This window comes from Micromonospora sp. D93 (genome assembly GCF_018070365.1).
Taxonomy (GTDB): domain Bacteria; phylum Actinomycetota; class Actinomycetes; order Mycobacteriales; family Micromonosporaceae; genus Micromonospora; species Micromonospora ureilytica.
Genome location: NZ_JAGPXW010000029.1, coordinates 54,393 through 79,174 on the forward strand (window position 1 = coordinate 54,393; position 24,782 = coordinate 79,174).

Genomic DNA, 24,782 nt, shown 5'->3' on the forward strand with positions numbered 1-24,782 from the left:
GTGACGACCCAAAAACCTTCAAACCCAGGGGTACGCCGACCGGTCGATCTCGCGCGCGCCCACGGCCTCTCCGCACAGGCAGTGCGCAACTACGAACGGGACGGCGTCCTGCCGCCGGCCCAGCGCACCCCGAACGGCTACCGTCGCTTCACCGAGCTGCACGTCAAGGCACTGAGTGCCTACCTTGCCCTGATCGCGGGCCACGGCTATGCGGCCAGCGGCGAGATCATGCGGGCCGTCAACCGGGGCGACATCGACACGGCGCTGCGGACCATCGACCAGAGTCATGCCCTGCTCCAGCGCGATCGGGAGACGCTGGACGCGGTGGAGACGGCGGTGGCGACGCTCACCGGAACGAGACCGCGACCGCAGAGCCAGAAAGCAGTGCCGATCAGCGTGCTGGCCCACCGGCTCGGTCTCCAGCCAGCCGCGCTGCGCAAATGGGAGCGGGCCGGGGTGCTGCGGCCGACACGTGATCCGGTGACCCACTACCGGCTCTACCTTCCCGACGACGTCCGGGACGCCGAACTCGCCCACCTGCTGCGCCGTGGCGGGTACCGGCTCGACCACATCGCCGGCGTGCTGCGTCGAGTGCGCGACGCCGGCGGTGCTGAACCGCTCGCCGCGTCACTGCGGCAGTGGCGACAACGGCTCACCGAGCGTGGCCGGGCCATGCTCACCGGGGCCGCCCGGCTCGCCGATTACGTCGACGCTGGTCAGCCACCGGACCGCGCCTTGACCAGTGAGGCGAAGACCACCACGTTGTCCGCGTAGCCGGTCTCGCCGCCGACCCACTGGCCGCCGCAGGTGATCAGGCGGAGACTCGGGCGGCTGAAGTCGCCGTACACCTCGTCCACCGGCAGCCGGTCCTTGTCGAACTTCTCCACCGAGTTCACCTCGAAGATTGCCACGCGCTGGTCGGTGCGCGTGACCTCGATCTCGTCACCCGAACGCAGCTCGCGGATCTTGTGGAAGACCGCCGGCCCGCTGGTGGTGTCGACGTGCCCGACGATCACGGCTGGGCCGTACTGGCCCGGGGTGGGCCCCTGGTCGTACCAGCCGGCCTCCTGGGCGCGGGCCGCGTCCGGGACGGCGATCGTGCCGTCCGGAGCGATGCCCACGTCGTGTACGGGCGCCCGCAGGTCGATCTTCTCGATGGCGAGACTTGTCGGATGGCTGGCGGGCAGCACCGGGAACTTCTTCGGCGGCGGTCGCAGGCCCGCGCTGAGCCGGTCCGGCAGCAGGCTCATTCCGGTCACCTGCTCGACGCCGAGCATCGCCACGATCAGCACCATCAGCGCGGCGATGGCCAGCACCGGCAACCCTGGGCTCGTACCGAAACGCAGTCGGGTCGACGGCGGCCCGGCCGGACGCCGCGGCGGCAGCGGGCGGACGGCCGGGTCGGTGGTGGTGACGCTGGCAGACACTGCCTGCCCGGCGACCCGGCGCAGTCGCCTGGAGGCACGGGCCACCAGCCGGCCGGACGCGCGCAGCGCCGGCCCGGCCCGGAGGCGGGCGCGGCGGTCCGGCCGCGCACGCGCGGATCTGCGGGTCATGGGTCATCCGGCTCAGGAGCCGGCTCCCGGTCGACGTCGGCCGCCGGCCATCCCGAGCACGATCGCGGTGGCCACCAACGCCACGCCACCGAGCACCAGTAGCGAGCCGGTGCCGCGACCGCCGGCCATTCCGCCGCCACCGGTCGCCGGCCCCTTGCTGGGTGAGGCCATGTTCAGCACGGTCAGGGTGGTCGACGATGTCTGACCGTTCTCGCAGCGCAGGTCAACCGGGTAGTCGCCGGCTGGCTTGTCGCGCGCAATGGTGACCTGACCGGTCAGGAAGCCCTTGTCCGGTTTGAGCATCACGTGCCCGAACGCGTCGGAGTGCACGCTGGACTGGCGGTTGTTGTTGTCGTTGTCGCAGCTCGCCTTGATGGTGACCCGGCTGCCGGCCTGTGCGCTGTTCGGTGTCACCTCGACGAAGACGTTCTCGCCGGCCCGCGCCGGTGCGACCGACAACAGGACGAACGCCCCGACCAGCCCCACAAGTGTCAGTACGGACGAGAGCGCGCGGTTGATCGTGCGGATTCCCTGCATGATTTCCCCCCAACCGGCGACGACCGCCGGAACCCTCCCCTGGGCACGGGCGCTGCTTTCCCGCTGGCGCAAAGGCAAACCCGCAGGGTGCGGGAGTCAGCGCGGGCGAGGGGCGGGCCCAGTGGCGGGGAGGGGGGTTACGGGCTGCCAGTTCAGCGGGGAGGAGAGGACCATCGTGCTCGACGGTTGGCCGTACGGGGCGAGACGGTCGATGACCCCCTCGAAGGCGCCGATCGAGCCGGCTGCGACCTTCAGCATGCTGCACGCGTCCCCGGTGATCCGGTGGATCTCCAGGATCTCCGGCCAGCCCGCCACCGCCGGGTCGTGCAGGATGCATCGCGCGCCGTAGCAGGACATTCGGATCAAAGCGACCACGGTACGGCCGGCGCGGCTCAGGTCGACATGGGCGTGGTAGCCGGTGATGACCCCGGTTTCCTCCAGCCGGCGGACCCGCTCCGCGACCGACGGTGGCGACAGGTGCACCCGCCGGGACAACTCGCTGAAGGAGAGCCGCGCGTCGGCCTGCAACTCGCGCAGCAGCGCCCAGTCCATGTCGTCCACGCTCAGACCTTACTTTCGTGAACCGACTTCGCCTAGTTGCCTTTGGTTTGCCAGGAGAAGGCGGTGAGAGCCGTTGATTCGGCATTCCGCAGGCCGATCCGACCGCGAGATCATGACCTCGGCTATTCCGGGGGAGGGAGACGAGATGGTGGATCAGACGGAGCGGCGGGCGCCGAACCGCCGTGCCACGGTGCAGCCGGTGACCCCCGGACAGCGTGCCGAGCAGGCGGCGCGCACCGGTGGCGAGCCGACGCTGGAGTTCGCCGACATGGTGCCGTACGACGCGTACGTGCAGGCCAGCGCCCTGCACAAGATGCAGCACCCGCTCAGCAGCGACCCCGGCGAGATGTCCTTCCTGATGGTCAGCCAGATCATGGAGCTGTACTTCGGGCTGACCTGCCACGAGCTGCGGGAGACCCAGCGGCTGATCCGCGCCGACCAGATCTGGGAGGCGTTGGCCCCGCTGGGCCGAGCCAAGCTGCACCTGGAGGGGCTCAACGCCGCCTGGCAGGGCCTGCGCTGGATGAGCCCGGCCGACTTCAACAGGTTCCGCAACCTGCTCGGCGAGGCATCCGGCTTCCAGTCGGCGATGTACCGGCAGTTGGAGTTCCTGCTCGGGCTGCGCGACCCGACGCTGATCCGCCCGTTCCGCCGGCAGGCCGAGGTGCACGCCGCGCTGAGCGCCGCGCTGACCACCCCGAGCCTCTGGGACGACGTGCTCGCGCTGCTCGCTCGACGCGGCTTCGACCTTCCCGACGACCTGCTCGACCGGGACGTGGCCGTCGAACACGACCCGCACCCGTTGGTCGAGGCGGCCTGGGTACGGATCTACGACGACGCCAGCCCGGACAACCACCTGCGGCTGCTCGGCGAGGCGCTGAGCGCTGTCGCCGAGGAGTTCGGCGACTGGCGCTGGAATCATGTCAAGGCGGTGCAGCGGACGATGGGTGCCAAGGTCGGCAGCGGAGGCTCCGCCGGCCTGGCGTGGTTGCAGCGCAGCATGGCCCGGGTGGTCTTCCCGGAGCTGTGGTCGGCCCGCACCGCGATGTGACCGGAGAGCGAGAACAAGCAATGACGACAGCTGAAGCCGAGCCGCTGGGCCTCGCCGCTGGCGAAGCGGAAGCGCATCGCCGCGACGAGGCCGACCCCGGCCACCGGCACCTGTTCCACGTGCCACCGGCCGACGGCGGCGGCCACCCGGAGTCGGCGTACCTGGCCGGCAACTCGCTCGGCCTGCAACCTCGGGCCACCCGCGACGAACTCCTGGCCGACCTGGACGCGTGGGGGCGGCTCGGCGTGGAGGGGCACCTGGAGGCGGAGCGCGCCTGGCTGCCGTACCACGAGTTGTTGACCGGGCCGGCCGCGCGACTGGTCGGCGCCCGGCCCACGGAGGCCGTGGTGATGAACTCGCTCACTGTCAACCTGCACCTGCTGATGGTGAGTTTCTACCGACCGGCCGGCGCGCGCACCCGCATCGTCATCGAGGACGCCGCGTTCCCCTCGGACAGCTACGCAGTGCGCAGCCAGGCGCGGTTCCACGGCCTGGACCCGGACGACACGGTGGTCCGGCTGCGTCCGCGCGACGGTGAGGACGCCCTGCGCACCGAGGACGTGACCGACTACCTGGCCGCCGAGGGCGACCGGGTGGCGCTGCTGCTGCTCGGCGGGGTCAACTACCTCACCGGCGAGCTGCTGGACATCCCGGCGATCACGGCTGCCGGCCGGGCCGCCGGCGCGGTGGTCGGTTGGGACCTGGCCCACGCGGTCGGCAACGTGCCGCTGGCCCTGCACGACTGGGACGTCGACTTCGCCGCGTGGTGCTCCTACAAGTACCTGAACTCCGGCCCGGGTGCCCTCGCGGGCGTCTTCGTGCACGAGCGTCACCTCGGCGACGAGTCCCTGCCCCGCTTCGAGGGGTGGTGGAGCACCGCGGCGACCACCCGGTTCGAGATGACGCCGGTGTCCCGGCCACCGGCCACCGTGGAGGCCTGGCAGATCTCCAACCCGCCGATCTTCGCGATGGGCCCGGTGCGTACCTCGCTGGAGCTGTTCGACGCTGTGGGAATGACCGCGCTGCGCGCCCGCAGCCAGCGCCTCACCGGCTGGCTGGAGTCGCTGCTCGACGAGGTGACCGTCGGCCGACCGCTGCGGGTGGTCACCCCGCGCGACCCGGCCCGCCGGGGCTGCCAGCTCTCCGTGCGCATCGGGGCCGGCAGCGCCGCCGAGCTGACCAAACGCCTACGGTACGAACACGGGGTCATCGCCGACGCCCGCGAACCCGATGTCGTCCGGTTCGCCCCGGTGCCGCTGTACTCCACGTACCTCGACTGCTGGCGGGCCGCCACCGCGCTGGCGTCCACCGTCGGGCAGGTGACCTCTGTGAGCGCGAGAAGTGAGCCGGGGTTGCGAGCCCCGCAGTCGCGAACGAAAGGCGGCTCAGCATGACCGCGCGGCGCGACGAGGTCGCGATCATCGGCGCCGGACTGGCCGGCTGTCTGGCGGCCTGCTTCCTGGCCCGGCGTGGTTACCCGGTGGCCCTCTACGAGCGTCGCTCCGACCCGCGTGCCGGCACCGCCGAGCGAGGTCGCTCGATCAACCTGGCGCTCTCCGAGCGCGGCCTGGACGCGTTGCGCCGGATCGGGCTGGCCGAGCAGGTGATGACCGACGCGCTGCCGATGCGCGGCCGGATGATCCACCCGGTCGAGGGCGAGCAGCAGTTCCAGTCGTACAGCGCGGCCGGCGACCGGGCGATCAACTCGATCAGCCGGGGTGCGCTGAACAACGCCCTGCTGGACGAGGCCGCCGCGCTGCCCGGGGTGCGGGTCGTCTTCGACCACCGGCTGGTCGGGCTCGACCCGACCGACGGCGCCCTGAGCTTCGAGACCCCGCAGGGCCCGGTCGCGGCGAAGGCGTCGGTCGTGCTGGGTGCCGACGGCGCCGGCTCCGCGGTGCGTGGGCAACTGCTGGCGTACGGGCTGCTCGACGAGAGCGTGGACTTCCTCGACTACGGCTACAAGGAGTTGACGATTCCGCCGCTGGGCGGGGACTTCGCCCTGGACCCGGACGCGCTGCACATCTGGCCGCGGGGCACCTCGATGATGATCGCGCTGCCGAACCCGGACCGCTCGTTCACCTGCACGCTGTTCTGGCCCAACGACGGTGCCGGCAGCTTCGCCTCGCTGACCAGCCCGGCGGAGATCGAACGGCACTTCACCGAGCACTACCCGGACGTGGTGCCGCTGGCCCCGAACCTGGTGGACGACTACCAGCACAACCCGGTGGGCGTGCTCGGCACTGTGCGCTGCACCCCCTGGCAGGTAAACGGGAAGGTCGGCCTGCTCGGCGACGCGGCCCACGCCATCGTGCCGTTCTACGGCCAGGGCGCCAACTGCGCCTTCGAGGACGTGGTGGAGCTGGACCGCTGCCTGGACGAGTGCGCCGACGACTGGTTGGCGGCGCTGCCGTTGTTCCAGCGGCGCCGACAGGAGAACGCCGAGGCCATCGCGACGATGGCGCTCACCAACTTCGTGGAGATGCGGGACAAGGTCGCCTCCCCGATCTTCCAGACCCGGCGGCGGGTGGAGCACGCACTGGAACGGGCTCTGCCCGGCCGGTACGTTTCCCAGTACGAGCTGGTGTCGTTCTCCACCACCCCGTACGCGGAGGTTCGCCGCCGGGTTCGCCGACAGCACCGGGTGCTCGGAGCGGTCGTCGGTGGTGCCGCGCTGCTGCTGGTCGGTGCGATCGGCGCGGCACTGAGCCGAGGGAGGCAGGCATGACCGGCAGCTGGGATCCGCGACTGATGGCCGGTCACGCCCCGGCCGGCCCGCACCGGTTGCGCAACTTCGTGGCCGGCGAGTTCGTTGACGGCCTGACGACGTTCACCAAGGCCAGCCCGGTCACCGGCGAGCAGGTCTTCGAGGTGGCCGAGGCATCGCCATCCACCGTGGACGACGCGGTGGCCGCCGCCCGGGCGGCGCTGCGGGGGCCGTGGGGCCGGATGGGGGAGCGCGAGCGCGCCGAGGTGCTGCGCCGCGTCGCCGACGAGCTGGAGCGGCGCTTCGACGACCTGGTCACCGCCGAGGTCGCCGACACCGGCAAGTCCATCGCCCAAGCCCGCACGCTGGACATTCCGCGAGGCGCGGCGAACTTCCGGGCGTTCGCGGAGATCGTGGCGACCGCCCCCACCGAGTCGTTCACGACCGTCACCCCGACCGGCGGCCGGGCGCTCAACTACGCGCTGCGCAAGCCGGTCGGCGTGGTCGCGGTCATCGTGCCGTGGAACCTGCCGCTGTTGCTGCTCACGTGGAAGGTGGCCCCGGCACTGGCCTGCGGCAACGCCGTCGTGGTCAAGCCCAGTGAGGAAACTCCCGCCTCGGCGACGGTGCTCGCCGAGGTGATGGCCGCCGCCGGCGTACCGGCCGGGGTGTTCAACCTGGTGCACGGCTTCGGGCCGGACTCGGCGGGCGAGTTCCTCACCCGCCACCCCGGCGTCGACGCGATCACCTTCACCGGCGAGTCGGCCACCGGCGGCGCGATCATGCGGGCCGCCGCCGACGGGGTGAAGGCGGTCAGCTTCGAACTCGGCGGCAAGAACGCCGGCCTGGTCTTCGCCGACGCCGACCTGGACGCGGCGGTGGCCGGTTCGGTGCGGTCCAGCTTCACCAACGGCGGGCAGGTGTGCCTCTGCACCGAGCGCATCTACGTGCAGCGCCCGGTCTTCGAGGAGTTCACCGCCCGGCTGGCGAAGCGGGCCGGTGAGCTGGCGTACGGGTGGCCGACCGACGAGGCGACCGCCACCATGCCGCTGATCTCCCACCAGCACCGGGCGAAGGTGCTCGGCGCGTACGAGCTGGCCCGGTCCGAGGGCGCCGAGGTGCTCACCGGCGGCGGCACGCCCACCTTCGGGGATACCCGCGACGGCGGGTCGTACGTGCAGCCGACGGTGCTCACCGGGCTCGGCCCGGACGCCCGCACCAACCGGGAGGAGATCTTCGGCCCGGTGGTGCACGTCGCGCCGTTCGATACCGAGGACGAGGCGTACGCCCTCGCCAACGGCACCGAGTACGGCCTGGCGGCGACCGTGTGGACCCGGGACGTGGGTGTGGCGCACCGGGCCGGCGCCCGGCTCGACGCCGGCATCGTCTGGGTCAACACGTGGTTCCTGCGTGACCTGCGTACCCCGTTCGGCGGGGTGAAGGCGTCCGGGATCGGTCGCGAGGGCGGCGTGCACTCGCTGAACTTCTACTCCGAACTCACGAACGTCTGCGTGGACCTGTCGTGAGCCGTAGCGAGGGAGCAGGCATGGAAGCTGACATCGAGGCCGCCAACCGGGAGTTGGCCGACGCCCGCAGCACCGGCAAGCCCTGCGCGCCGCTTCGGGGCCGGCTGTTGCCGGAGGGCGACGTCGAGGCCGCGTACCGGGTGCAGCAACTCCAGGCGCGGGCCTGGCAGGGCCGCGGCGAACGCCGGGTCGGCGCGAAGATCGGGTTGACCTCCCGGGCGGTGCAGGAGACCTTCGGGGTGTTCCAGCCGGACTTCGGCATGCTTACCGACGCCATGGCGGTCGGCGACGGGGTCGAGGTGCCCATCGACCGGCTGCTCCAGCCGCGCGTCGAGGCGGAGATCGCCTTCGTGCTCGACAAGGATCTCCCGAACCCGCAGCTCACCACCGTCGACCTGATCCGCGCGGTCGACCACGTGTTGCCGGCGATCGAGATCGTCGACTCCCGGATCGCCGCCTGGGACATCTCCATCGTGGACACCGTCGCCGACAACGCCTCCAGCGGGCTCTTCGTGCTCGGCACCACGCCGCGCCGGCTCGCCGACGTGGACCTGCGACTGTGCGGAATGGTGTTGGAGCACGCCGGGGAGCCGGTCTCGGTGGGCGCGGGCGCCGCCTGCCTGGGCAACCCGCTGCACGCCCTGCAGTGGCTGGCCGACACCCTGGCCCGCGCCGGCGACCCGCTGCGCGCCGGGGACGTGGTGCTCTCCGGGGCGCTCGGTCCGATGGTGCCGGTCACCCCGGGCGCCGCGTACGAGGCCCGCATCTCCGGGCTCGGCTCGGTGCGGACGTGTTTCAGTGATGGAGGCAACCAGTGACCACCAACGTGGCGGTGCTGGGATCGGGAAACATCGGCACCGATCTGATGATCAAGGTTTTGCGGCTCAGTGACAGCCTGCGCATGGTGGCGATGGCCGGCATCGACCCGGCCTCCGACGGCTTGGCGCGCGCTCGCCGGCTCGGCGTCGCCACCACCGCCGACGGCGTGGACGGGCTCGTCGCGATGCCCGAGTTCGCCGACGTCGAGCTGGTGTTCGACGCCACCTCGGCCGGCGCGCACCGACGTCACGACGAGGTGCTGCGCGCACACGGCCGGACTGTGGTCGACCTGACCCCGGCCGCACTCGGCCCGTACGTGGTGCCGCCGGTCAACCTCGACGAGCACCTGCACCAGCCGAACGTCAACATGGTGACCTGCGGCGGGCAGGCGACAGTGCCGATCGTCGCCGCGGTGCGCCGGGTCACCCCGGTGGCGTACGGGGAGATCGTCGCGTCGATCGCGTCGAAGTCCGCAGGGCCGGGCACCCGGGCCAACATCGACGAGTTCACCGAGACCACGGCCCGCGCCATCGAGGTGGTGGGCGGTGCCGAGCGGGGCAAGGCGATCATCGTGCTGAACCCGGCGGACCCGCCGCTGCTGATGCGGGACACCGTCTACTGCCTCTGCCCGGACGTCGACGCCGACACGGCCGCCATCGCCGCCTCCGTTTCCGAGATGGTGGCGGCAGTGCAGGAGTACGTCCCCGGCTACCGACTCAAGCAGGACGTGCAGTTCGACCGGGTCGAGGCGTACCTGCCGACGTTCGGACGGCGGATCACCGCCCTGCAGGTGTCGGTCTTCCTGGAGGTCTCCGGCGCCGGGCACTACCTGCCCGCGTACGCCGGGAACCTGGACATCATGACCTCCGCCGCGCTGCGCACCGCGGAGCGGCTGGTCGCCATGCGTTCTTCGGAGGTGGCCGCGTCATGACCGACCTGTACATCCAGGATGTGACGCTGCGCGACGGCATGCACGCCATCGCCCACCAGTACACGGTCGACCACGTACGCACCATCGCCGCCGCGCTGGACGCCGCCGGGGTGGCCGCCATCGAGGTGGCGCACGGTGACGGCCTCGCCGGCTCCAGCGTCAACTACGGCCACGGCGCCGCCAGCGACGCCGAGTGGATCTCGGCGGCGGCCGAGGTGCTGACCACCGCCAAACTGACCACCCTGCTGCTGCCGGGCATCGGCACGATCGCCGACCTGAAGGCGGCGAAGGCACTCGGGGTGACGAGCGTCCGGATCGCCACCCACTGCACGGAGGCGGACATCTCCGCCCAGCACATCTCCTGGGCCCGGGAGAACGGCATGGACGTGGCCGGGTTCCTGATGATGTCGCACATGAACGATGCGGCCGGGCTGGCCGGTCAGGCGAAGCTCATGGAGTCGTACGGGGCGCACTGCGTCTACGTCACCGACTCCGGCGGCCGGCTGCTGATGTCCGACGTGGCGCAGCGGGTCGACGCGTACCGGCAGGTCCTCGCCCCGGAGACGCAGATCGGCATCCACGCCCACCACAACCTGTCGCTCGGGGTGGCCAACAGCGTGCTCGCCGTCGAGCACGGCCGGACTACCGGGTCCGGCCCGGCCGGCCCCGACGCGGCGCACGGTCGGACCGTCCGCGTCGACGCCTCCCTCGCCGGCATGGGCGCGGGCGCCGGAAACGCCCCGCTGGAGGTCTTCGTCGCGGTCGCCGAGCTGCACGGCTGGAAGCACGGCTGCGACGTGTTCGCGCTGATGGACGCCGCCGACGACATCGTGCGCCCGCTCCAGGACCGGCCGGTCCAGGTGGACCGGGAGACGCTTTCCCTGGGGTACGCCGGGGTCTACTCCAGCTTCCTGCGGCACGCCGAGCGGGCCTCCACGAAGTACGGCGTGGACGTCCGGTCGATCCTGGTCGAGCTGGGCCGTCGCCGAATGGTCGGCGGCCAGGAGGACATGATCGTGGACGTGGCACTCGACCTGGCCGACAAGGAGCCCTCATGATCGGCGTGGACATCGCGGGGATCGCCGACAAGCTGGGAGCGGCGGCCGACACCGCAACCGCGATCCCGCAACTCGCCGCCGAGACCGGCCTCGACGTGGACACCGCGTACGCCGTGCAGGCCGCGCTGCTGCAACGCCGGCTGAACGCCGGTGAGCGGTTGGTCGGGTTGAAGATGGGGCTGACCAGCAGGGCGAAGATGGCCCAGGTCGGTGTGGACGAGGTGATCTGGGGGCGGCTCACCAACGCGATGCGGGTGCCCGACGGTGGCACCGTGGACCCGGCCGCGTACATCCACCCCCGGGTCGAGCCGGAGGTGGCGTTCCTGCTGGACCGGCTGCCCGAGCCGGGCGAGCCGGTCGGCGACTTCGCCACGGCGGTCCGCGCGGTCGCCCCGGCCATCGAGCTGATCGACTCCCGGTACGCGGACTTCCGCTTCTCGCTGCCGGACGTGATCGCGGACAACACCTCGGCCGCCGCCTTCGTGATCGGGCCGTGGTCGCCGGTGCCGGCGGGGCTGGACAACCTGGGCGTGCTGCTGGAGGTCGACGGGCGGGTGGCGCAGGTCGGCTCGACGGCGGCGATCCTCGGTGATCCGCGTCGGGCGCTCGACGAGGGCATCCGGCTGGCGGGCCGGCACGGGGTGCGGTTGGAGTCCGGCTGGGTCTTCCTGGCCGGCGCCGCCACCGCAGCTGTTCCGCTGCGTCCCGGTGCCCACGTCCGCGCGGTCGTCGAGAAGCTCGGCACGGCGTCTTTGCGGGCGTCGTCGTGACCGCCAGGGTGGTCGCCGGGAAAGCCGTCCCTCGGGGTGCTTTTCCGCACGTCAAGGTCGCGGGTGGGTTCGTCTTCGTCTCTGGTACGTCGTCACGGCGCGCGGACAACACGTTCGCCGGTGTGTCCGTGGACGAGTTCGGTACGACGAACCTCGACATCCGGGTGCAGACGCGGGCCGTCATCGAGAACATCGGCGATCTGCTGCGGTCGGTCGGCGCGGATCTCGCCGACCTCGTCCAGGTGACGACGTACCTGGTCAACATGAACGACTTCGGCGGTTACAACGAGGTGTGGGCCGAGTTCTTCGACGCCTCCGGACCGACCCGTACGACGGTGGCGGTGCACCAGCTGCCGCACCCGCACCTGCTGATCGAAATCCAGGCCGTGGCCCTTCTTCCCTCGGGAGGTCAGTCGTGAGTGAGATCGCCGAACCGTTCAGCTTTCCGGGTTGGATCGCGGACAACCAGCACCTGTTGAAGCCCCCGGTGGGCAACAAGGAGATGTTCCCCGGCGGGGACGACTTCATCGTGATGGTGGTGGGCGGGCCCAACCAGCGCACCGACTTCCACGTGGACCCGTACGAGGAGTTCTTCTACCAGGTCAAGGGCAACATGCACATCAACCTGGTCACTCCGGAGGGGCCGCGTACGGTGCACGTGCGCGAGGGTCAGATGTGGATGTTGCCGCGTAACACCCCGCACTCGCCGCAGCGGCCGGAGGCCGGGTCGATCGGCGTGGTCGTCGAGCGGGTCCGCGAGGAGGGCACGCTGGAGACGTTCCAGTGGTACTGCCCCGAGTGCGGCGGCAAGGTGCACGAGGTGGAGTTGCAGGTCCGCGACATCGCCGCCGACCTGCCCCCGGTGTTCCAGGCGTTCTACGCCGATGAGCAGGCGCGCACCTGCGCCAACTGCGGCACCCTGCACCCGGGCAAGGGCTGATGCCCCCAGGTGTGGTCGACGTGCACACGCACGTCGTACCGAAGGGTTGGCCGGACCTCGGCGTGGCGTGCGGCGGGTCCGGCTGGCCGTGGTTGCGGGTCGACTCCGAGCGCGCCGCCATGATCATGGTGGGGGAGACGGAGTTCCGTCCGGTCGGCGCCGAGTGTTGGGACGCGTCGCGCCGACTGGCCGACATGGACGCCGACGGCGTGGCCGTGCAGGTGGTCTCACCCACCCCGGTCTTCTTCAGCTACGACCGTCCGGCCGACCAGGCGGTGAAGGTCGCCCGGATCTTCAACGACCTGACCCTGGAGGTCACCGCGGCCGGAGGTGACCGGCTGGTGCCGTTCTGCCAGGTGCCGCTCCAGGACCCGGACGCCGCCTGCGCCGAGTTGGACCGGAGCCTCGCCGCCGGACACGTGGGCGTGGAGATCGGCAACCACGTCGGCGACCGGGACCTGGACGACGCCGGCGTGGTCACCTTCCTCCAGCACTGCGCCGAGGTGGGCGCACCGGTCTTCGTCCACCCGTGGGACATGCCGGGCGGGCCGCGACTGGACCGCTGGATGGCCCGTTGGCTCACCGGGATGCCCGCCGAGACGCACCTGTCGGTGCTGGCGATGATCCTCGGCGGCGTCTTCGACCGGGTGCCCGAGACGTTGCGGATCTGCTTCGCGCACGGTGGCGGCAGCTTCCCGTTCTGGCTCGGCCGCGCCGACAACGCCTGGCACCGCCGTGGTGACCTGGTCCGGGGCGCGTCCGCCGGCCCGCCGAGCAGCTACCTCGACCGGTTCAGCGTCGACTCGGTGGTCTTCGCACCGCCCGCGCTGCGGCTGCTTGTCGACACGATGGGGGAGGACCGGGTGCTGGTCGGCAGCGACTACCCGTACCCGTTGGGCGAACGCCCGGCCGGCGCGGTGGTCCACGCGGCCGACTTCCTCACCGACGACCAGCGCGCCAAGCTCCTGTCCGCCAACGCCCTGCGCTTCCTGCACGGCTGAGCACAGCGCATCGCCCCGGCGTGAGCAGATCTTGGACAGTTTCCGTCAGCCGCTGACGGAAACTGTCCAAGATCTGCTGCTCGCACAGGCCGGGCGTCCGGTTGGTCCGTTTCCGGTCGCCAGCGCGTGTCGGCTGCGCGGAGGGCTGACGGCCGGCAGGATGACGGCATGGCCGAGCCGCACGACCTGACCGCGTTGGAACAGGCCGCCGCGATGACCCGCGGCGAGCTGTCCAGCGTCGAAATGGTCGAACATTCCCTGAGCCGGGTGGCGGCGCTCGGCGACACCGTGGGCGCGTTCGTCACCGTCACACCGGACCTCGCCCGGCAGGCCGCACGCGCCGCCGACGCGGTGCCGATGGAGGAGCGCGGCCCGCTGCACGGCGTGCCGACCGCGATCAAGGACCTGACGCTGACCGCCGGGGTCCGCACCACCTTCGGTTCGGCCGCCTTTCTCGACTTCGTGCCGCCGGTCGACGCCGACGTGGTCCGGTTCATCAAGGCCGCCGGCCTGGTCAGCCTGGGCAAGACGACCACCTCCGAGTTGGGCTGCTCGCTCTACTCCGAGGGCCTGGTCGCGCCGCCGGCCCGCAACCCGTGGCAGCTGGCGTACACCGCTGGCGGTTCCAGCGGCGGCGCGGCGGCGGCGGTCGCGGCCGGGCTGATCCCGGTCGCCCAGGGGTCCGACGGCGGCGGCTCACTGCGCATCCCGGCGTCGCTCTGCGGCCTGGTCGGCTACAAGCCCAGTCGGGGCCTCGTCTCCGGCGGGCCGATCGGCTCCGGCGCGTTCGGCCTGCCCACCAGTGGCCCGCTCGGGCGGACGGTCACCGACGTCGCCGCGCTGCTCGACGTCATGGCCGTCCCGGTCCCCGGCGAGCCCTACCTGCCGCCGGCCGCGCCGTCCGGCGGTTATCTGGCCGTCGCGCGTCGGGCCGAGCCCGGCTCGCTGCGGATCGGCCGATTCACCGCGCCGATGCTCGCCGACGAACCGGTGCACCCCGACTGCGTGGCCGCCGTGGACCGGGCCGCGGCGCTGCTCACGGCCGCCGGCCACGAGGTGGTCGAGGTGCCGCCGCCGCTCGGGCCGGCGGCGTGGCCGCTGTTCGAGATCCTCTGGTACGTGCTGGCGCTCGTCCCGGTGCCGCCGCAGCGGGAGGCCGAGCTGCTGCCGTTGACCCGGCTGCTCCGGGCCCGGGGCGCCGAGATCTCCGCCGGCACCCTGGCCGCCACCCTCGGGGAGTTGCAGGCGCAGGTGCGCCTCGGCGCCCGCCGCACCGCCGGCTGCGATCTGCTCCTCTGTCCCACCCTGGCCAGCCCGCAGGCACCCGTCGGCTGGTTCACCGCCGACGCGGACCCGGCCGCCGACTTCGACAGGCAACGCCGGTTCTCGCCCTACTGCGCCATCTTCAACGTCACAGGTGATCCCTCCGTCTCCCTGCCGCTGGGCACCACGACCGACGGCCTGCCCGTCGGGGTGCTGCTCACCGGCCGGTACGGCGACGACGCGCGGCTTATCGCTACCGCTGCGCAACTGGAGAACTCCAGTGACGGATGGGATCGGCACCCCGCAATCTGGCGGGCCGCCGACTCCGCTAACGTGAATGGTGACGGAGTCGGGCGGTCGGCATTGTGATCGTCCATCCGACCCGGTTGTTCAAGGTCGTCCTTCTTCCGCCTGGGGGCGTTGGGATTGTCTGTTACCGAGACGTTGCTGGTCTTCGTCGGCATCCCGTTGGCCGCGGTGCTGGTCATCGCCGGCCTGTCGTACGCCGGTAGCCATGGGGGTGCCACCGGCGGTGGCGGTGGCGCCAAGCGCTACCGTCCGGGCCGGCCCTTCGACTTCACTCCGGTCTGGTTCCTGGGCCGCCCGGAGCAGCTGGCCGACTCGGCCGGCACCGCGCTGACGGCGGGGGCGCAGGCGCCCGCGCTGACCAGCCACAAGCTTGAGCAGGCCAGCGTCGAGGCGCCGGCCGGTGGAACCGGAGGCGCAAGTGACCGTTGGTGAGAAGCAGGCCGGGTCGGAAAATCCGCCCGAGGTGCTCGACGGGCCGTTCTCGACCCGCCAGCTGCTGCGCATCGACGAGGCCCTGCGCCTAGCCGACAAGGGCACCGGGCTGGTCTTCTCGGTCTTCGTCGGCGGCCTCGACGAGCCGACTCGCGAGCACGCCCAGCGGCTGCACCGTCAGCTCGCCGAGCCCGACAAGTCGGTGCTGATCGCCGTTTCGCCCAACCAGCGTCAGCTGGAGATCATCACCGGGCGGTACGCCCGCAAGCGCATCCCCGACACGTACACCAAGCTGGCCGCGCTCTCCATGGTCGGCGCGTTCAGCGGCGGTGACCTGGCCGGCGGCATCATCAACGGCCTCGACCAGCTCGCCAGCCACGCCGGCAAGGGCTGACCCACACACACGACGAAGCCCGGTTTGGTGAAGCGGTCATGCCGGCGGCTCATCGGCGACTCCACTTCGACAACGAGACTGACGCCCTGCGGTTGATGCCAACGCACACCACGTGGGGTGTTTGGCTTCAGCACCGTCACATCCGGAATCAGATTGCCCGACAGGAGCCCCAGCCCGATCTCACGAATAATCCGCCATCCATCTGGTGCCGCAGCCCCGATGGCCGTCCGAATGCTGTCGGCCAGCTCGTGGTGATCGTCGTCGGCAGGTGGGGTCACGTGCAGGCTCCCGTCGATGATCTCGTAGCGGTTCCCATTCTCGGGAAGGTCGAACAGGTCCTGCTCGCGCCACTCGCGCGCAACGGGCCGCCACTCGTCGGTTGGCTGTGCCATCACGTCCACCTCCCCCCGCCACGATAACGTCCAAGGCCGGCGCGGGCTCACACCCACGCCGGCCCCGGACAACGCTGCTCAGGCGCTCTGGGCGTCCTTCGCGCGGGCCTTCAGCGCCCGCACCACACCGTCGCGGCCCTCGGCCACCAGCCGACGCAGCGGGGCGGGGTGCCCGTCACCGGCCAGCCACGCGTCGGTGGCCGCGACCGTGTCGTCCTCCACCAGGTAGGTCGGGTACGCCAGCTGGGCGAACTCCTGTGCCGGCTCGCTGTCCCGAGTGGCCCACACCTGCCCGACCGCAGCGAAGTAGCGCTCCCGGTACGGGGTGACCAGCTCCACCTGCGCCGGGTGGGCGAAGCCCTGCAACAGCGCCCGGTGCCGCCAGTTGGGCAGCGCGTCCGGGCCGGTGAGCAGGGCCCACACGGCGGCCTTGTTCTCGGCCGTCGGCATCAACGCGTGCGCGTACGCGGCCTCCCGCTCGCCGCTGGCCGTGCGGTCGCTGCTCAGCTCCGCCTCGATCTCGGCCGTGCCGGCGGCGCCGTTGGCCACCAGCGCGGCGAGGACCGACCAGCGCAGCTCGGTGTCCACGGTCAGCCCGGCCGGCATCCCGGTGCCGTCCAGCCAACCGCGCAACGTCGCCAGGTCTTCCTCGGAGCGGACCGCCGACGTGAAGGCACGGGCCCAGGCCAACTGGAACCCGCTGCCGGGCTCGGCGGCGGCGAGCGCGTCGCGGGCGGTACGGGCCAGGTCGGCCCAGCCGGTCGGCGCCCAGGCCGGGTCGGCGTACAGGGTGAGCGCGGTGGTCGCCTGCCGCAGGGTGGCGGTGACGAGGTTGATGTCGGTCTCCGCGGGCAGCCCGCTCAGCGTCAGCGCCACGTAGTCGCGGGCGGACAGCTCGGCGTCGCGGATCATGTCCCAGGCGGCGGTCCAGCAGAGGGCGCGGGCCAGCGACGAGTCGAAGCCACCGATGTGCTGCACCACTGTCGCCATCGAGCGGTCGTCGAGGCGCAGCTTGGTGTAGCTGAGGTCGTCGTCGTTGAGCAGCAACACGTCGGCGGCCCGGACGCCACGCAGCGGGGCGAGATCGGTGTGCTCGCCGGTCACGTCCACCTCGTACCGCTCACGACGGGCCAGCCGCCCGCCGGTCAGGTCGTACAGGCCCACGCCGATCCGGTGCGTCCGCAGCGTCGGGTACGCCGCCGGCGCCTCCTGCCGCACCAGCACCTGCTCGTACGTGCCGTCCGCCCCGATGGTCACCTCCGGCCGCAGCGTGTTGACCTGCGCGGTCTCCAACCACTGCGCGGCGAACTTGCGCAGCTCCCGACCGGATGCGGCCTCCAACTCGGTGAGCAGGTCGTCGAAGGTGGCGTTGCCCCAGGCGTGCTTGCCGAAGTAGGCCCGCAGCCCGGCCACGAACGGCTCCTCACCCACGTACGCGACGAGCTGCTTGAGCACGCTCGCGCCCTTGGCGTAGGTGATGCCGTCGAAGTTGACCTCCACGGCCTCCATGTCCGGCATCTCCGTGTAGACCGGGTGGGTGGAGGAGAGCTGGTCCTGCCGGTAGCCCCAGTTTTTCCGGATGGACAGGAAGGTCGTCCACGCCTCGGTGAAGCGGGTCGCGTTGGTGTTGCACCAGTGGCTGGCCCACTCGGCGAACGACTCGTTCAGCCACAGGTCGTTCCACCAGCGCATGGTGACCAGGTCACCGAACCACATGTGGGCCAGTTCGTGCAGGATCGTGTTGGCCCGCTGCTCGTACTCGAAGTCGGTGACCTGCGAGCGGAACAGGTAGTGCGACTCGGCGTGCGTCACGCAACCGAAGTTCTCCATCGCGCCGGCGTTGAAGTCGGGCACCCAGAGCTGGTCGTACTTCGGCAGCGGGTAGCGCACGCCGAACTTCTCGTGGAAGAAGTCGAAGCCCTGCTTGGTGATCAGGAACAGGTCGTCGGAGTCGAGGTACTGAGCCATTGACGCCCGACAGAACACACCCAGGTCGATGCCGTCGTGAGCGTCGCGCACCTCGTGGTACGGCCCGGCGCACATCGCTGTGATGTAGGTGCTCATCCGGGGCGACTCGGTGAAGTGCAGCGTCTTGAGCGCGTCACCCGCCGGCTCCTCGCGCTGCACCGGCATGTTGGACACCGCCCGCCAGTGCGCCGGCACCGTGACGTGCCAGGTGTAGACGCTCTTCAGGTCGGGTTGGTCGAAGCAGGCGTACACCCGCTGCGCGTCGGCCGTCTCGAACTGGCTGTAGAGGTACGTCTCGCCGTCTACCGGGTCGACCGTCCGGTGCAGACCCTGCCCGCTGTTGGAGTAACCGAAGTCGGCCTCGACCACCAGCACGTTGTCGCTGGCCAACCCGGACAGGGTCAGGCCCTTCTCGGCCGACCAGTCGGAGAGGTCGACGGGCGTGCCGTTCAGCGTCGCGGACCGCACCGACTCGGCGGCCAACTCGATGAATGTGCTCGCGCCCGGTTCGGAGCAGCGGAACCGAACCTCGGTCGTCGACCTGAACGTGCGGCCGTCGGCCGCCAGCACGGCGGTGGACAGGTCCAGACTGATGTCATACCCCGTCACGTTGAGCAGGCGTGCCCGCTCGGTCGCCTCGACCTGCGTCAGGTTGCGCACTCCCGGCACTGTTCGTCTCCATCCCACATGTCGCCGTACGCCCGGCGGCGCCCGTTCGCCTACCGCTCGTGACGGCCGGCCCGATTCGAGTCTTCCATGTACGGGCAGCCCGCGGTGGCCGAGGTCACGCTCTCATTCGGGTGCCGGTCGATGCGCTGCGGGGTGAAGATTCTCTGGAGACGCCGACCGCCGGCGCCACCCGTCGCGAAGGGATCTCACAGTGACCGAACGTGTCACCGCCGACATGTGGTTCGACCCGGCCTGCCCGTGGGCATGGATCACCTCCCGCTGGCTGCTTGAGGTCGAGCAGATCCGAAACGTGGACATCCGTTTCCACGTGATGAGCCTGGCTGTGCTCAACGACGGCCGGGACGGGCTGACCGAGGACTACAAGGAGTTCCTGAAGACCGCGTGGGGCCCGGTGCGGGTCTGCATCGCCGCCGAGCAGCGCCACGGCAATGAGGTGCTGCGCCCGCTGTACACCGCGCTCGGCACCCGGATCCACCTGCAGAAGCAGGAGCGAAATCAGGAGTTGTACGTCGCCGCGCTCACCGAGGCCGGCCTCGACCCGGCGCTGGCCGCGGCCGCCGACAGCACCGACTACGACGAGGCGCTGCGGGCCAGCCACGAGGCGGGCATGCGCCCGGTCGGGCAGGACGTGGGCACTCCGGTCGTGCACGCGCCCGGCCCGGACGGCACCCCTGTCGCGTTCTTCGGCCCGGTGATCACTCCGGCTCCGAAGGGGGAGGCCGCCGGCCGACTCTGGGACGGTGTGCTGCTGGTCGCCGGCACCCCGGGCTTCTACGAGCTCAAGCGCACCCGTGAGCAGGACCCGATCTTCGACTGAGGAACGACCACCGCGCCCCCGTCCGTGCTTCGTCAGCTGAGCGGACGGGGGCGTTTCGGGTCGGACGCCGAGTGCGGCGCCGAGGTCTGCGGACGGTCGTGGCGTCACCGGGAGGCGGGCGGCGTCGTTTCCCTCGGTGTCCGCCGCAGCGACCCGCAGGGCCGCGCGCCGCAGTTCGTGGAGGCAACCCCGATGGCCAAGCACCGCGCGTCCGGTGATGATCAGTTGACCCGGCAGGGGGTGATCGAGACTCCCGGCGCGGACTACTGGTCCGTTGACGACTCCCGCTGGCCGACGGTCCGCCCGGACCTACCCGCCCACCTGGTGGATCTGCTCGCGCCGCCCATCGTGGTGGGCGTGGCGCGGGTCCCGGTGACCTCCCGGCTCACTCCGCCCGCGTCCGTCGACCCGCTGCCGTCGCCAGTCGACGCCGTGCCGACCGATGTTCCGGCGCTGGTGCCGTCGGGGGCGGCACCGGCCGAACCGGCGCCCCCGCCGCCGGCGCCGGCTCCTCCGCGCCCGGTGCCGACGCCGCCGCTGAGCCCACGGCCCGTTCCGACGCCTCCTCCCGACCGTCCCGTGCCGGGGCCGCCCGCGTCGCCCCGCCGCGCCCTGAACACCGGGCCGATCGGGACCGGTCGACGCGGCAACGGTGGGCCGGTCAGCGCGGGTAGGCACCGCCGGGGCACCTCCGACCGCGCCGGCTGACCCACCCGGGTCCGACCCGGCGCTTTCATCTGGTGGACGCCCTGCGGGTCCCCGTCGGCGGCGACACCGTCGCCGGTAGCGTCAGTGGGCATGACGGTCGTGCATCCGATCACCCGGGCCTGGGTCACCACTGGCGGCACCGGCGCGCAAAACTACGACGAGTTCGCCGACGACGCGGAGATCACCGCGATCATCGAGTCGAACCCGCACAGTGCTCTCGGCATCGAGATGCCGCACCGCGCCCCGCAGAGCCTGGGCAAGTCGTTCCTCGACGCGCTGCCGGACGCGGTGGCCCGCTTCGCCGAGGCCAAGGCCGACGGCAGTTACACCCCCGCCGAGCAGGTGGTGGTGCTCTACCGGATCAGCGCACCCGGCGAGGAGCCGGCGTACGGGCTGTTCGCGATGGTGGACACCGACCAGATCTCCACCCGGGCGGACGAGCCGGGCCTCGTCATCCGCAACGAGGACGTCTTCATCGCCAAGGTGCGCGAGCGCGTGGCGTTGGCCGACGCGCTGGGCCACCTGCTCTCGCCCGTACTCCTGCTGCAGACCGGGCGTGGCGACGAGCTGCACGCCGCGCTCGCGGCGGCGACCGACACGGCCGGCGCGCCCGCCGCGACGGACACCGACCAGGCGGGGCGCACGCACGCCATCTGGCTGCTCGGCCCCGGCCCGGAGCAGGCCACGCTCACCGCTCTCGCCGGTGGCGGGGATCTGGTCGTCGCGGACGGCAACCACCGCAGCCTGGCCGCGCAGACCGGGGGGCTGCCGCGCTTCCTGGCCGTGGTCACCACCCCCGCGTCGGTGGCCATCCAGCCGTACAACCGGCTGGTCAGCGAGCTGACCACCACGCCGGCCGAGCTGCTCGACCGGCTGCGGGCCGCGGGCGCCGAGGTCGAGCCGGTCGACGGCCCCGTCGAGGTCCCGACGGCCGGCGGCACCGTGCACCTCCGCCTCGACGGCCAGGGGTACGCGGTGCGTCTGCCCGCCACCGCCTCGGCCGGCCTGGAAAACCTGGACCACGCACTGGTCGAGCGGCTGGTGTTGCGCGACGCTCTCGGTCTGGACCCGGGCGACAAGCGGATCACCTACGTCGGCGGTGACTACCCGGCGAGCTGGCTCACCGGTGAGGTCGACGCCGGGCGGGCCGAGTTGGCCATCCTGATTGCTCCGGTGACCGTGGCGGATTTCGTCGCGGTCAACCTGGCCAGGGAGAAGATGCCCCGCAAGAGCACCTGGTTCACCCCGAAGGCGCGCGGCGGTCTGGTCGTCGCCGAGCTGCCGCGTTGAGCGCCATCCCCACGACCGTGTGACGAACTCGGCTCGGGGACGCCGCCCCTGTGACGTCCCCGAGCGCGGCCTGACAGACTGCCCGGTATGCGCGTCTATCTGGGATCCGATCACGCCGGTTTCGAGTTGAAGGTGCACCTGGCCAATCACCTGGCCATGCAGGGGTACGACGTTGTCGACGTCGGCCCGCACGGCTATGACCCGGACGACGACTACCCCACGTTCTGCCTGCACACTGGCGATCAGGTGGTGGCCGACGAGACGGGCCTGGGAGTGGTCATCGGTGGCTCGGGCAACGGTGAGCAGATCGCCGCGAACAAGGTCGCCGGCGTCCGCGCCGCGCTGGCCTGGAGCGTCGAGACCGCTCAGCTGTCCCGCCAGCACAACGACGCGAACGTGGTCGCGATCGGTGCACGCCAGCACACGCTCGACGAGGCGACCGGCATCGTCGAGGCGTTCCTGAACACGCCATTCTCCGGCAACGAGCGGCACGCGCGTCGGATCGCCCAGGTGGCCGAGTACGAGCGGACCCGGGAGTTGCCAGTCCTGCCCTGACGCGTCGCTCAGCGCGGCGAGCGGGGCAACTCCTCGCGGGGCACCCAGTTTCGACGGACGACCACCACCCGCGCCTCCGCCTCGGCAAGGTCGTCGTCGGTGGGGCGGGCCGCATCCCGGGCCCGTAGGGCGGCGCTCAGCCCCACCTGGGACGAACCGGAACCGACCAACCCGCGCAGCCCCCGCTCGCCGTCACGCTCGTCGCCGCCCGCGCTCCTGCGTCGGGGCGGCGGGTCGTCACCGTCGTGCACGACCGGGGTGCTGGCCGTCGGGCCGTCGGCACCCGGTTTGGCACTCTCGGGGTCGGCGTGGTGGCGCAGCCGTCGCCGTCGTCGGTCGGGGTCACCCATCAGCCGACCGTACCCTGCGCGGGTTTGATCCGGCACCGTCGCGTGCCCTCGCCTCCCGGCCGGGGTCGGCGACCGATTTGCCGGCTGGATACCCTCGAATCCAGGCGGTGCTGTTGCCGTCGGTCAGGGGGAGCAAGATGGCAGACCAGACGCAGCCGTGGGCGGAGCGGACCGTGGAGGTGCCACCGCAGGCCGGCGTCGGGGTGCCGCCGCAGCGCGACGGGTTCCGCCGGGGCGTCGCTCCGGTGGGTCAGCCGCGGACCCCGCGGACGGAGCCGTTCCCGGTGGTCGAGCAGGAGCCGACCGGCACCGGCTGGCCCGGCGAGCCGGCGCCACGCCGTTCGCTGAGCTCGCGGATGGCGCAACTGCGGCGTGGCGGTGAGTGGAGCGCGGCAGCCGGTCTCTTCGCGTTCGTGTGCTGGGGGATCTGGGCGCTGTCCGGCCAGGGTGATCTGAGCGGCCCGCTGCTGGTGCTGGTGCTCAGCCTGCTGGTGGCGGTCGGCCTGTTCGCCCTGTTCCGGCTGGTCGGCCGGGTGGTGCTGGAACGGCAGTTGGGCCGGGTCCGGCGCAGCGCCCGAGGTGCCCACCTGGCGACGGCGGTGTTCCTCGTGGGCCTCGGTGTGGCGTGGCTCCAGCAGACCGAGTGGGTCGTCTCGGCCTGGAACTGGATCTCCTCGAACTGATCCGGGGAACGCCGGGCGGGCCGGCCTGCGCCGCCCGCCCGTGCGCCCGGTCGCGGCACGCCGCGACACCGGTCGTCTCCCCACCAGGCAAGGTTGCCGCTTACCCGGCCGGCCGCGGTTCATCCGTGGCCGGCCGGTCCGACTGGTACCCGTTCGGGTCAGTGCTCGGGTTTGTGCGCGCGGACCAGGATGCGCTGGGCGTGGGCCACGAACGGACCGTGTCGACGGATGTGGTCGTGCAGATCGACGAGGCGGGCCCGGTAGCGGTCCACGGTGAAGTCCGGCACCGTCCAGATGACCTTGCGGAGGAAGTGCACCACCGCTGCGACGTCGTTGAAGGTGGTCGGCAGCGCTTCGTGCCGCAACTCGTCGACGACCAGGCCGGCGGCCTGCGCGCCGGCGGCGGCGCGGGCCGGACTGCGTTCGTCGCCGATCTCACGGGGACCGGTGAGGAACTGCGCCAGCTCCCGGTTCGAGCCGGGGCCGATCTGCTGGGCCAGGTACCGCCCGCCGGGTGTGAGCACCCGCGCGATCTCGTCCCAGAGCACGACGTTGGGATGGCGGCTCACCACCAGGTCGAACGTCTCGTCGGGAAACGGGAACGGGGCGTCCTCGGCGACGTCGACCACCCGCACGCCGCGCGGTTCGAGCGCGCGCCGGGCCAGTTGGAGGTTGGGCGGCCAGTGTTCGGTGGCCACGGTCACCTGTGGAAGTGCTGGCACCTCGGAGAGCACCTCGCCGCCGCCGGTCTGGATGTCCAGAGCGGCGCGGGCCACCCTCATCTGGGCTGCCATGAGTTTCAGATATCCCCAGGACGGCCGCTGTTCTGTCGCGCGGCCGTCGAACCAGGAAAAGTCCCAACCGTCCACGGATGCGTCAGCGCCTTCGCGGAGCAGATCCTCGAAGGTTGCCGTGTCCTGCATTCCGCCAGGCTGACAGGCCGCAGTGGTGATGGCAAGCAAAAGTGCCACGTGTCGGCACAGGGTGCACGCAATGACTCCTGTCAGTGATCTGACACCGATTCCGAACGATCTTTCGGCGAGAATTTGTCACGTGGCGGATCTTCTGCGTTTCGAGACTGATCAGGGCGTTCTGCTCGTCGAGGAACACGCTGGCAGCGATCTGGAACGGGTCGGTCTGCTCGACCGCATCCGCCCCGCCCGGCAGACGCTGGAAATGGCACTGGCCCAGATCAAGCCGGCGCTCGACGCGGCGCTGGGCGTGGTCCGGGGGGTGTCGGTGCGCCCCGACCAGGTGGAGGTCGAGATCGGCGTCACCCTCACCGCGGAGGCCGGCGCCGTCGTCGCCCGCACCAGCGCGCAGGGCCACCTCAAGGTCAAGCTGATCTGGACGTCGGGCGTCCCCGCCGCTCTGCCGTCGCAGGGCGAGGACGGGGCCGTCGCGCAGGAGACCGTCGCGCATGACTGACCGCAGCGCCGGCCGCCGGCTGCCGACCGCCCGGGTCGAGTGGTCG

The 24,782-nt window shown here is 71.5% G+C and carries 26 protein-coding genes and 2 pseudogenes; 21 read left to right on the top strand and 7 right to left on the bottom strand.

The features are described 5' to 3' along the window. On the top strand, positions 1 to 774 hold the full coding sequence (locus KBX71_RS26495; RefSeq protein WP_307847324.1) for a MerR family transcriptional regulator: 774 nt from the start codon (positions 1 to 3) through the stop codon (positions 772 to 774). Here the strand turns inward: KBX71_RS26495 and KBX71_RS26500 are convergent. The 3 genes from KBX71_RS26500 to KBX71_RS26510 form a co-directional block, all read right to left on the bottom strand. Beyond that, positions 717 to 1,493, bottom strand: a complete 777-nt coding sequence (locus tag KBX71_RS26500; protein ID WP_247684166.1) for a class F sortase — start codon at positions 1,491 to 1,493, stop codon at positions 717 to 719. The genes KBX71_RS26495 and KBX71_RS26500 overlap by 58 nt on opposite strands. A 75-nt stretch (positions 1,494 to 1,568) precedes the next feature. Beyond that, positions 1,569 to 2,093, bottom strand: coding sequence for a hypothetical protein (locus KBX71_RS26505; RefSeq protein ID WP_210820527.1), 525 nt, complete (start codon positions 2,091 to 2,093; stop codon positions 1,569 to 1,571). A gap of 96 nt (positions 2,094 to 2,189) precedes the next feature. Then, positions 2,190 to 2,654 carry an Lrp/AsnC family transcriptional regulator gene (locus KBX71_RS26510; protein WP_210820528.1) on the bottom strand — a complete coding sequence of 155 codons (465 nt, stop codon included), beginning with the start codon at positions 2,652 to 2,654 and terminating at the stop codon, positions 2,190 to 2,192. A gap of 148 nt (positions 2,655 to 2,802) precedes the next feature. On the opposite strand from KBX71_RS26510, the gene KBX71_RS26515 reads away from it, so the two are divergent. The 14 genes and pseudogenes from KBX71_RS26515 to KBX71_RS26580 all read left to right on the top strand — a co-directional run bounded on the left by KBX71_RS26515 (position 2,803) and on the right by KBX71_RS26580 (position 15,855). Next, positions 2,803 to 3,705: a tryptophan 2,3-dioxygenase gene (locus KBX71_RS26515; protein WP_210820563.1), complete on the top strand. Its 903-nt coding sequence runs from the start codon at positions 2,803 to 2,805 to the stop codon at positions 3,703 to 3,705. A gap of 20 nt (positions 3,706 to 3,725) precedes the next feature. Then, positions 3,726 to 5,018, top strand: a pseudogene (kynU, locus tag KBX71_RS26520) (kynureninase); the annotation flags it as partial. A 77-nt stretch (positions 5,019 to 5,095) separates the two neighbouring features. Beyond that, the gene (locus KBX71_RS26525) at positions 5,096 to 6,433 is read left to right on the top strand and encodes an NAD(P)/FAD-dependent oxidoreductase (protein WP_210820529.1); all 1,338 of its coding nucleotides are present in this window, start codon (positions 5,096 to 5,098) and stop codon (positions 6,431 to 6,433) included. A 23-nt stretch (positions 6,434 to 6,456) separates the two neighbouring features. Then, entirely contained in the window at positions 6,457 to 7,938 is a 1,482-nt protein-coding gene (locus KBX71_RS26530) for a 2-hydroxymuconic semialdehyde dehydrogenase (protein WP_210820564.1), read from the top strand. A 20-nt stretch (positions 7,939 to 7,958) separates the two neighbouring features. Continuing rightward, the gene (locus KBX71_RS26535) at positions 7,959 to 8,756 is read left to right on the top strand and encodes a 2-keto-4-pentenoate hydratase (protein ID WP_210820530.1); all 798 of its coding nucleotides are present in this window, start codon (positions 7,959 to 7,961) and stop codon (positions 8,754 to 8,756) included. Continuing rightward, a complete protein-coding gene (locus tag KBX71_RS26540; RefSeq protein WP_210820531.1) occupies positions 8,753 to 9,688 on the top strand; it encodes an acetaldehyde dehydrogenase (acetylating) in 936 nt (311 codons plus the stop codon). Before KBX71_RS26535 ends, KBX71_RS26540 begins: the two co-directional genes overlap by 4 nt. Beyond that, positions 9,685 to 10,746, top strand: coding sequence for a 4-hydroxy-2-oxovalerate aldolase (dmpG, locus tag KBX71_RS26545; RefSeq protein WP_210820532.1), 1,062 nt, complete (start codon positions 9,685 to 9,687; stop codon positions 10,744 to 10,746). The genes KBX71_RS26540 and dmpG overlap by 4 nt, the downstream gene beginning before the upstream one ends. Continuing rightward, the gene (locus KBX71_RS26550; RefSeq protein WP_210820533.1) at positions 10,743 to 11,516 is read left to right on the top strand and encodes a 2-keto-4-pentenoate hydratase; all 774 of its coding nucleotides are present in this window, start codon (positions 10,743 to 10,745) and stop codon (positions 11,514 to 11,516) included. The genes dmpG and KBX71_RS26550 overlap by 4 nt, the downstream gene beginning before the upstream one ends. Next, positions 11,513 to 11,935 carry a RidA family protein gene (locus tag KBX71_RS26555; protein WP_124822654.1) on the top strand — a complete coding sequence of 141 codons (423 nt, stop codon included), beginning with the start codon at positions 11,513 to 11,515 and terminating at the stop codon, positions 11,933 to 11,935. The genes KBX71_RS26550 and KBX71_RS26555 overlap by 4 nt, the downstream gene beginning before the upstream one ends. Next, positions 11,932 to 12,456 carry a 3-hydroxyanthranilate 3,4-dioxygenase gene (locus KBX71_RS26560; RefSeq protein ID WP_124822655.1) on the top strand — a complete coding sequence of 175 codons (525 nt, stop codon included), beginning with the start codon at positions 11,932 to 11,934 and terminating at the stop codon, positions 12,454 to 12,456. The genes KBX71_RS26555 and KBX71_RS26560 overlap by 4 nt, the downstream gene beginning before the upstream one ends. Beyond that, complete coding sequence (locus tag KBX71_RS26565; protein ID WP_210820534.1) at positions 12,456 to 13,457, top strand: amidohydrolase family protein; 1,002 nt, start codon at positions 12,456 to 12,458, stop codon at positions 13,455 to 13,457. The genes KBX71_RS26560 and KBX71_RS26565 overlap by 1 nt, the downstream gene beginning before the upstream one ends. A 168-nt stretch (positions 13,458 to 13,625) precedes the next feature. Continuing rightward, positions 13,626 to 15,089 (top strand): amidase, encoded by a 1,464-nt coding sequence (locus KBX71_RS26570; protein WP_210820535.1) that lies wholly within the window; start codon positions 13,626 to 13,628, stop codon positions 15,087 to 15,089. Between the two features lie 75 nt (positions 15,090 to 15,164). After that, positions 15,165 to 15,461, top strand: coding sequence for a hypothetical protein (locus KBX71_RS26575; protein WP_196930456.1), 297 nt, complete (start codon positions 15,165 to 15,167; stop codon positions 15,459 to 15,461). Then, complete coding sequence (locus tag KBX71_RS26580) at positions 15,448 to 15,855, top strand: DUF5130 family protein (protein WP_210820536.1); 408 nt, start codon at positions 15,448 to 15,450, stop codon at positions 15,853 to 15,855. The genes KBX71_RS26575 and KBX71_RS26580 overlap by 14 nt, the downstream gene beginning before the upstream one ends. Positions 15,856 to 15,890: 35 nt before the next feature. On the opposite strand, the pseudogene KBX71_RS26585 reads toward KBX71_RS26580, so the two are convergent. Beyond that, positions 15,891 to 16,247: pseudogene (locus tag KBX71_RS26585) on the bottom strand (Uma2 family endonuclease); the annotation flags it as partial. 78 nt (positions 16,248 to 16,325) lie between these two features. Next, positions 16,326 to 18,875: an aminopeptidase N gene (gene pepN, locus KBX71_RS26590; RefSeq protein ID WP_210820537.1), complete on the bottom strand. Its 2,550-nt coding sequence runs from the start codon at positions 18,873 to 18,875 to the stop codon at positions 16,326 to 16,328. 220 nt (positions 18,876 to 19,095) lie between these two features. On the opposite strand from pepN, the gene KBX71_RS26595 reads away from it, so the two are divergent. The 4 genes from KBX71_RS26595 (at position 19,096) to KBX71_RS26610 (ending at position 22,275) form a co-directional block, all read left to right on the top strand. Then, positions 19,096 to 19,722, top strand: a complete 627-nt coding sequence (locus KBX71_RS26595; protein WP_124822662.1) for a disulfide bond formation protein DsbA — start codon at positions 19,096 to 19,098, stop codon at positions 19,720 to 19,722. 24 nt (positions 19,723 to 19,746) lie between these two features. Beyond that, positions 19,747 to 20,430, top strand: coding sequence for a hypothetical protein (locus KBX71_RS26600; RefSeq protein WP_210820538.1), 684 nt, complete (start codon positions 19,747 to 19,749; stop codon positions 20,428 to 20,430). 90 nt (positions 20,431 to 20,520) lie between these two features. Continuing rightward, positions 20,521 to 21,720, top strand: coding sequence for a DUF1015 family protein (locus tag KBX71_RS26605; protein WP_210820539.1), 1,200 nt, complete (start codon positions 20,521 to 20,523; stop codon positions 21,718 to 21,720). An 87-nt stretch (positions 21,721 to 21,807) separates the two neighbouring features. Further along, positions 21,808 to 22,275 carry a ribose-5-phosphate isomerase gene (locus tag KBX71_RS26610; protein WP_124822664.1) on the top strand — a complete coding sequence of 156 codons (468 nt, stop codon included), beginning with the start codon at positions 21,808 to 21,810 and terminating at the stop codon, positions 22,273 to 22,275. Between the two features lie 8 nt (positions 22,276 to 22,283). On the opposite strand, the gene KBX71_RS26615 is transcribed toward KBX71_RS26610, so the two are convergent. Continuing rightward, positions 22,284 to 22,625 (bottom strand): hypothetical protein, encoded by a 342-nt coding sequence (locus KBX71_RS26615; RefSeq protein WP_210820540.1) that lies wholly within the window; start codon positions 22,623 to 22,625, stop codon positions 22,284 to 22,286. A gap of 137 nt (positions 22,626 to 22,762) precedes the next feature. Here KBX71_RS26615 and KBX71_RS26620 point away from each other — a divergent pair, with 137 nt between their 5' ends. After that, positions 22,763 to 23,308, top strand: a complete 546-nt coding sequence (locus KBX71_RS26620) for a hypothetical protein (RefSeq protein ID WP_196929883.1) — start codon at positions 22,763 to 22,765, stop codon at positions 23,306 to 23,308. Between the two features lie 158 nt (positions 23,309 to 23,466). On the opposite strand, the gene KBX71_RS26625 is transcribed toward KBX71_RS26620, so the two are convergent. Then, positions 23,467 to 24,231, bottom strand: coding sequence for a class I SAM-dependent methyltransferase (locus tag KBX71_RS26625; protein ID WP_210820541.1), 765 nt, complete (start codon positions 24,229 to 24,231; stop codon positions 23,467 to 23,469). Positions 24,232 to 24,361: 130 nt separating this feature from the next. Between KBX71_RS26625 and KBX71_RS34335 the strand changes: the two genes are divergently transcribed. Continuing rightward, positions 24,362 to 24,736 (top strand): CU044_2847 family protein, encoded by a 375-nt coding sequence (locus KBX71_RS34335; RefSeq protein ID WP_210820542.1) that lies wholly within the window; start codon positions 24,362 to 24,364, stop codon positions 24,734 to 24,736. Positions 24,737 to 24,782 lie beyond the last annotated feature (46 nt).

What these genes read in the sequence shown, in the direction of transcription:
- KBX71_RS26505 (WP_210820527.1), bottom strand. Translation starts at nt 2,093, where the DNA reads ATGCAGGGAATCCGCACGATCAACCGCGCGCTCTCGTCCGTACTGACA.
- KBX71_RS26525 (WP_210820529.1), top strand. Translation starts at nt 5,096, where the DNA reads ATGACCGCGCGGCGCGACGAGGTCGCGATCATCGGCGCCGGACTGGCC.
- KBX71_RS26530 (WP_210820564.1), top strand. Translation starts at nt 6,457, where the DNA reads ATGGCCGGTCACGCCCCGGCCGGCCCGCACCGGTTGCGCAACTTCGTG.
- KBX71_RS26535 (WP_210820530.1), top strand. Translation starts at nt 7,959, where the DNA reads ATGGAAGCTGACATCGAGGCCGCCAACCGGGAGTTGGCCGACGCCCGC.
- dmpG (WP_210820532.1), top strand. Translation starts at nt 9,685, where the DNA reads ATGACCGACCTGTACATCCAGGATGTGACGCTGCGCGACGGCATGCAC.
- KBX71_RS26550 (WP_210820533.1), top strand. Translation starts at nt 10,743, where the DNA reads ATGATCGGCGTGGACATCGCGGGGATCGCCGACAAGCTGGGAGCGGCG.
- KBX71_RS26565 (WP_210820534.1), top strand. Translation starts at nt 12,456, where the DNA reads ATGCCCCCAGGTGTGGTCGACGTGCACACGCACGTCGTACCGAAGGGT.
- KBX71_RS26570 (WP_210820535.1), top strand. Translation starts at nt 13,626, where the DNA reads ATGGCCGAGCCGCACGACCTGACCGCGTTGGAACAGGCCGCCGCGATG.
- KBX71_RS26605 (WP_210820539.1), top strand. Translation starts at nt 20,521, where the DNA reads ATGACGGTCGTGCATCCGATCACCCGGGCCTGGGTCACCACTGGCGGC.
- KBX71_RS26610 (WP_124822664.1), top strand. Translation starts at nt 21,808, where the DNA reads ATGCGCGTCTATCTGGGATCCGATCACGCCGGTTTCGAGTTGAAGGTG.
- KBX71_RS26615 (WP_210820540.1), bottom strand. Translation starts at nt 22,625, where the DNA reads ATGGGTGACCCCGACCGACGACGGCGACGGCTGCGCCACCACGCCGAC.
- KBX71_RS26620 (WP_196929883.1), top strand. Translation starts at nt 22,763, where the DNA reads ATGGCAGACCAGACGCAGCCGTGGGCGGAGCGGACCGTGGAGGTGCCA.
- KBX71_RS26625 (WP_210820541.1), bottom strand. Translation starts at nt 24,231, where the DNA reads ATGCAGGACACGGCAACCTTCGAGGATCTGCTCCGCGAAGGCGCTGAC.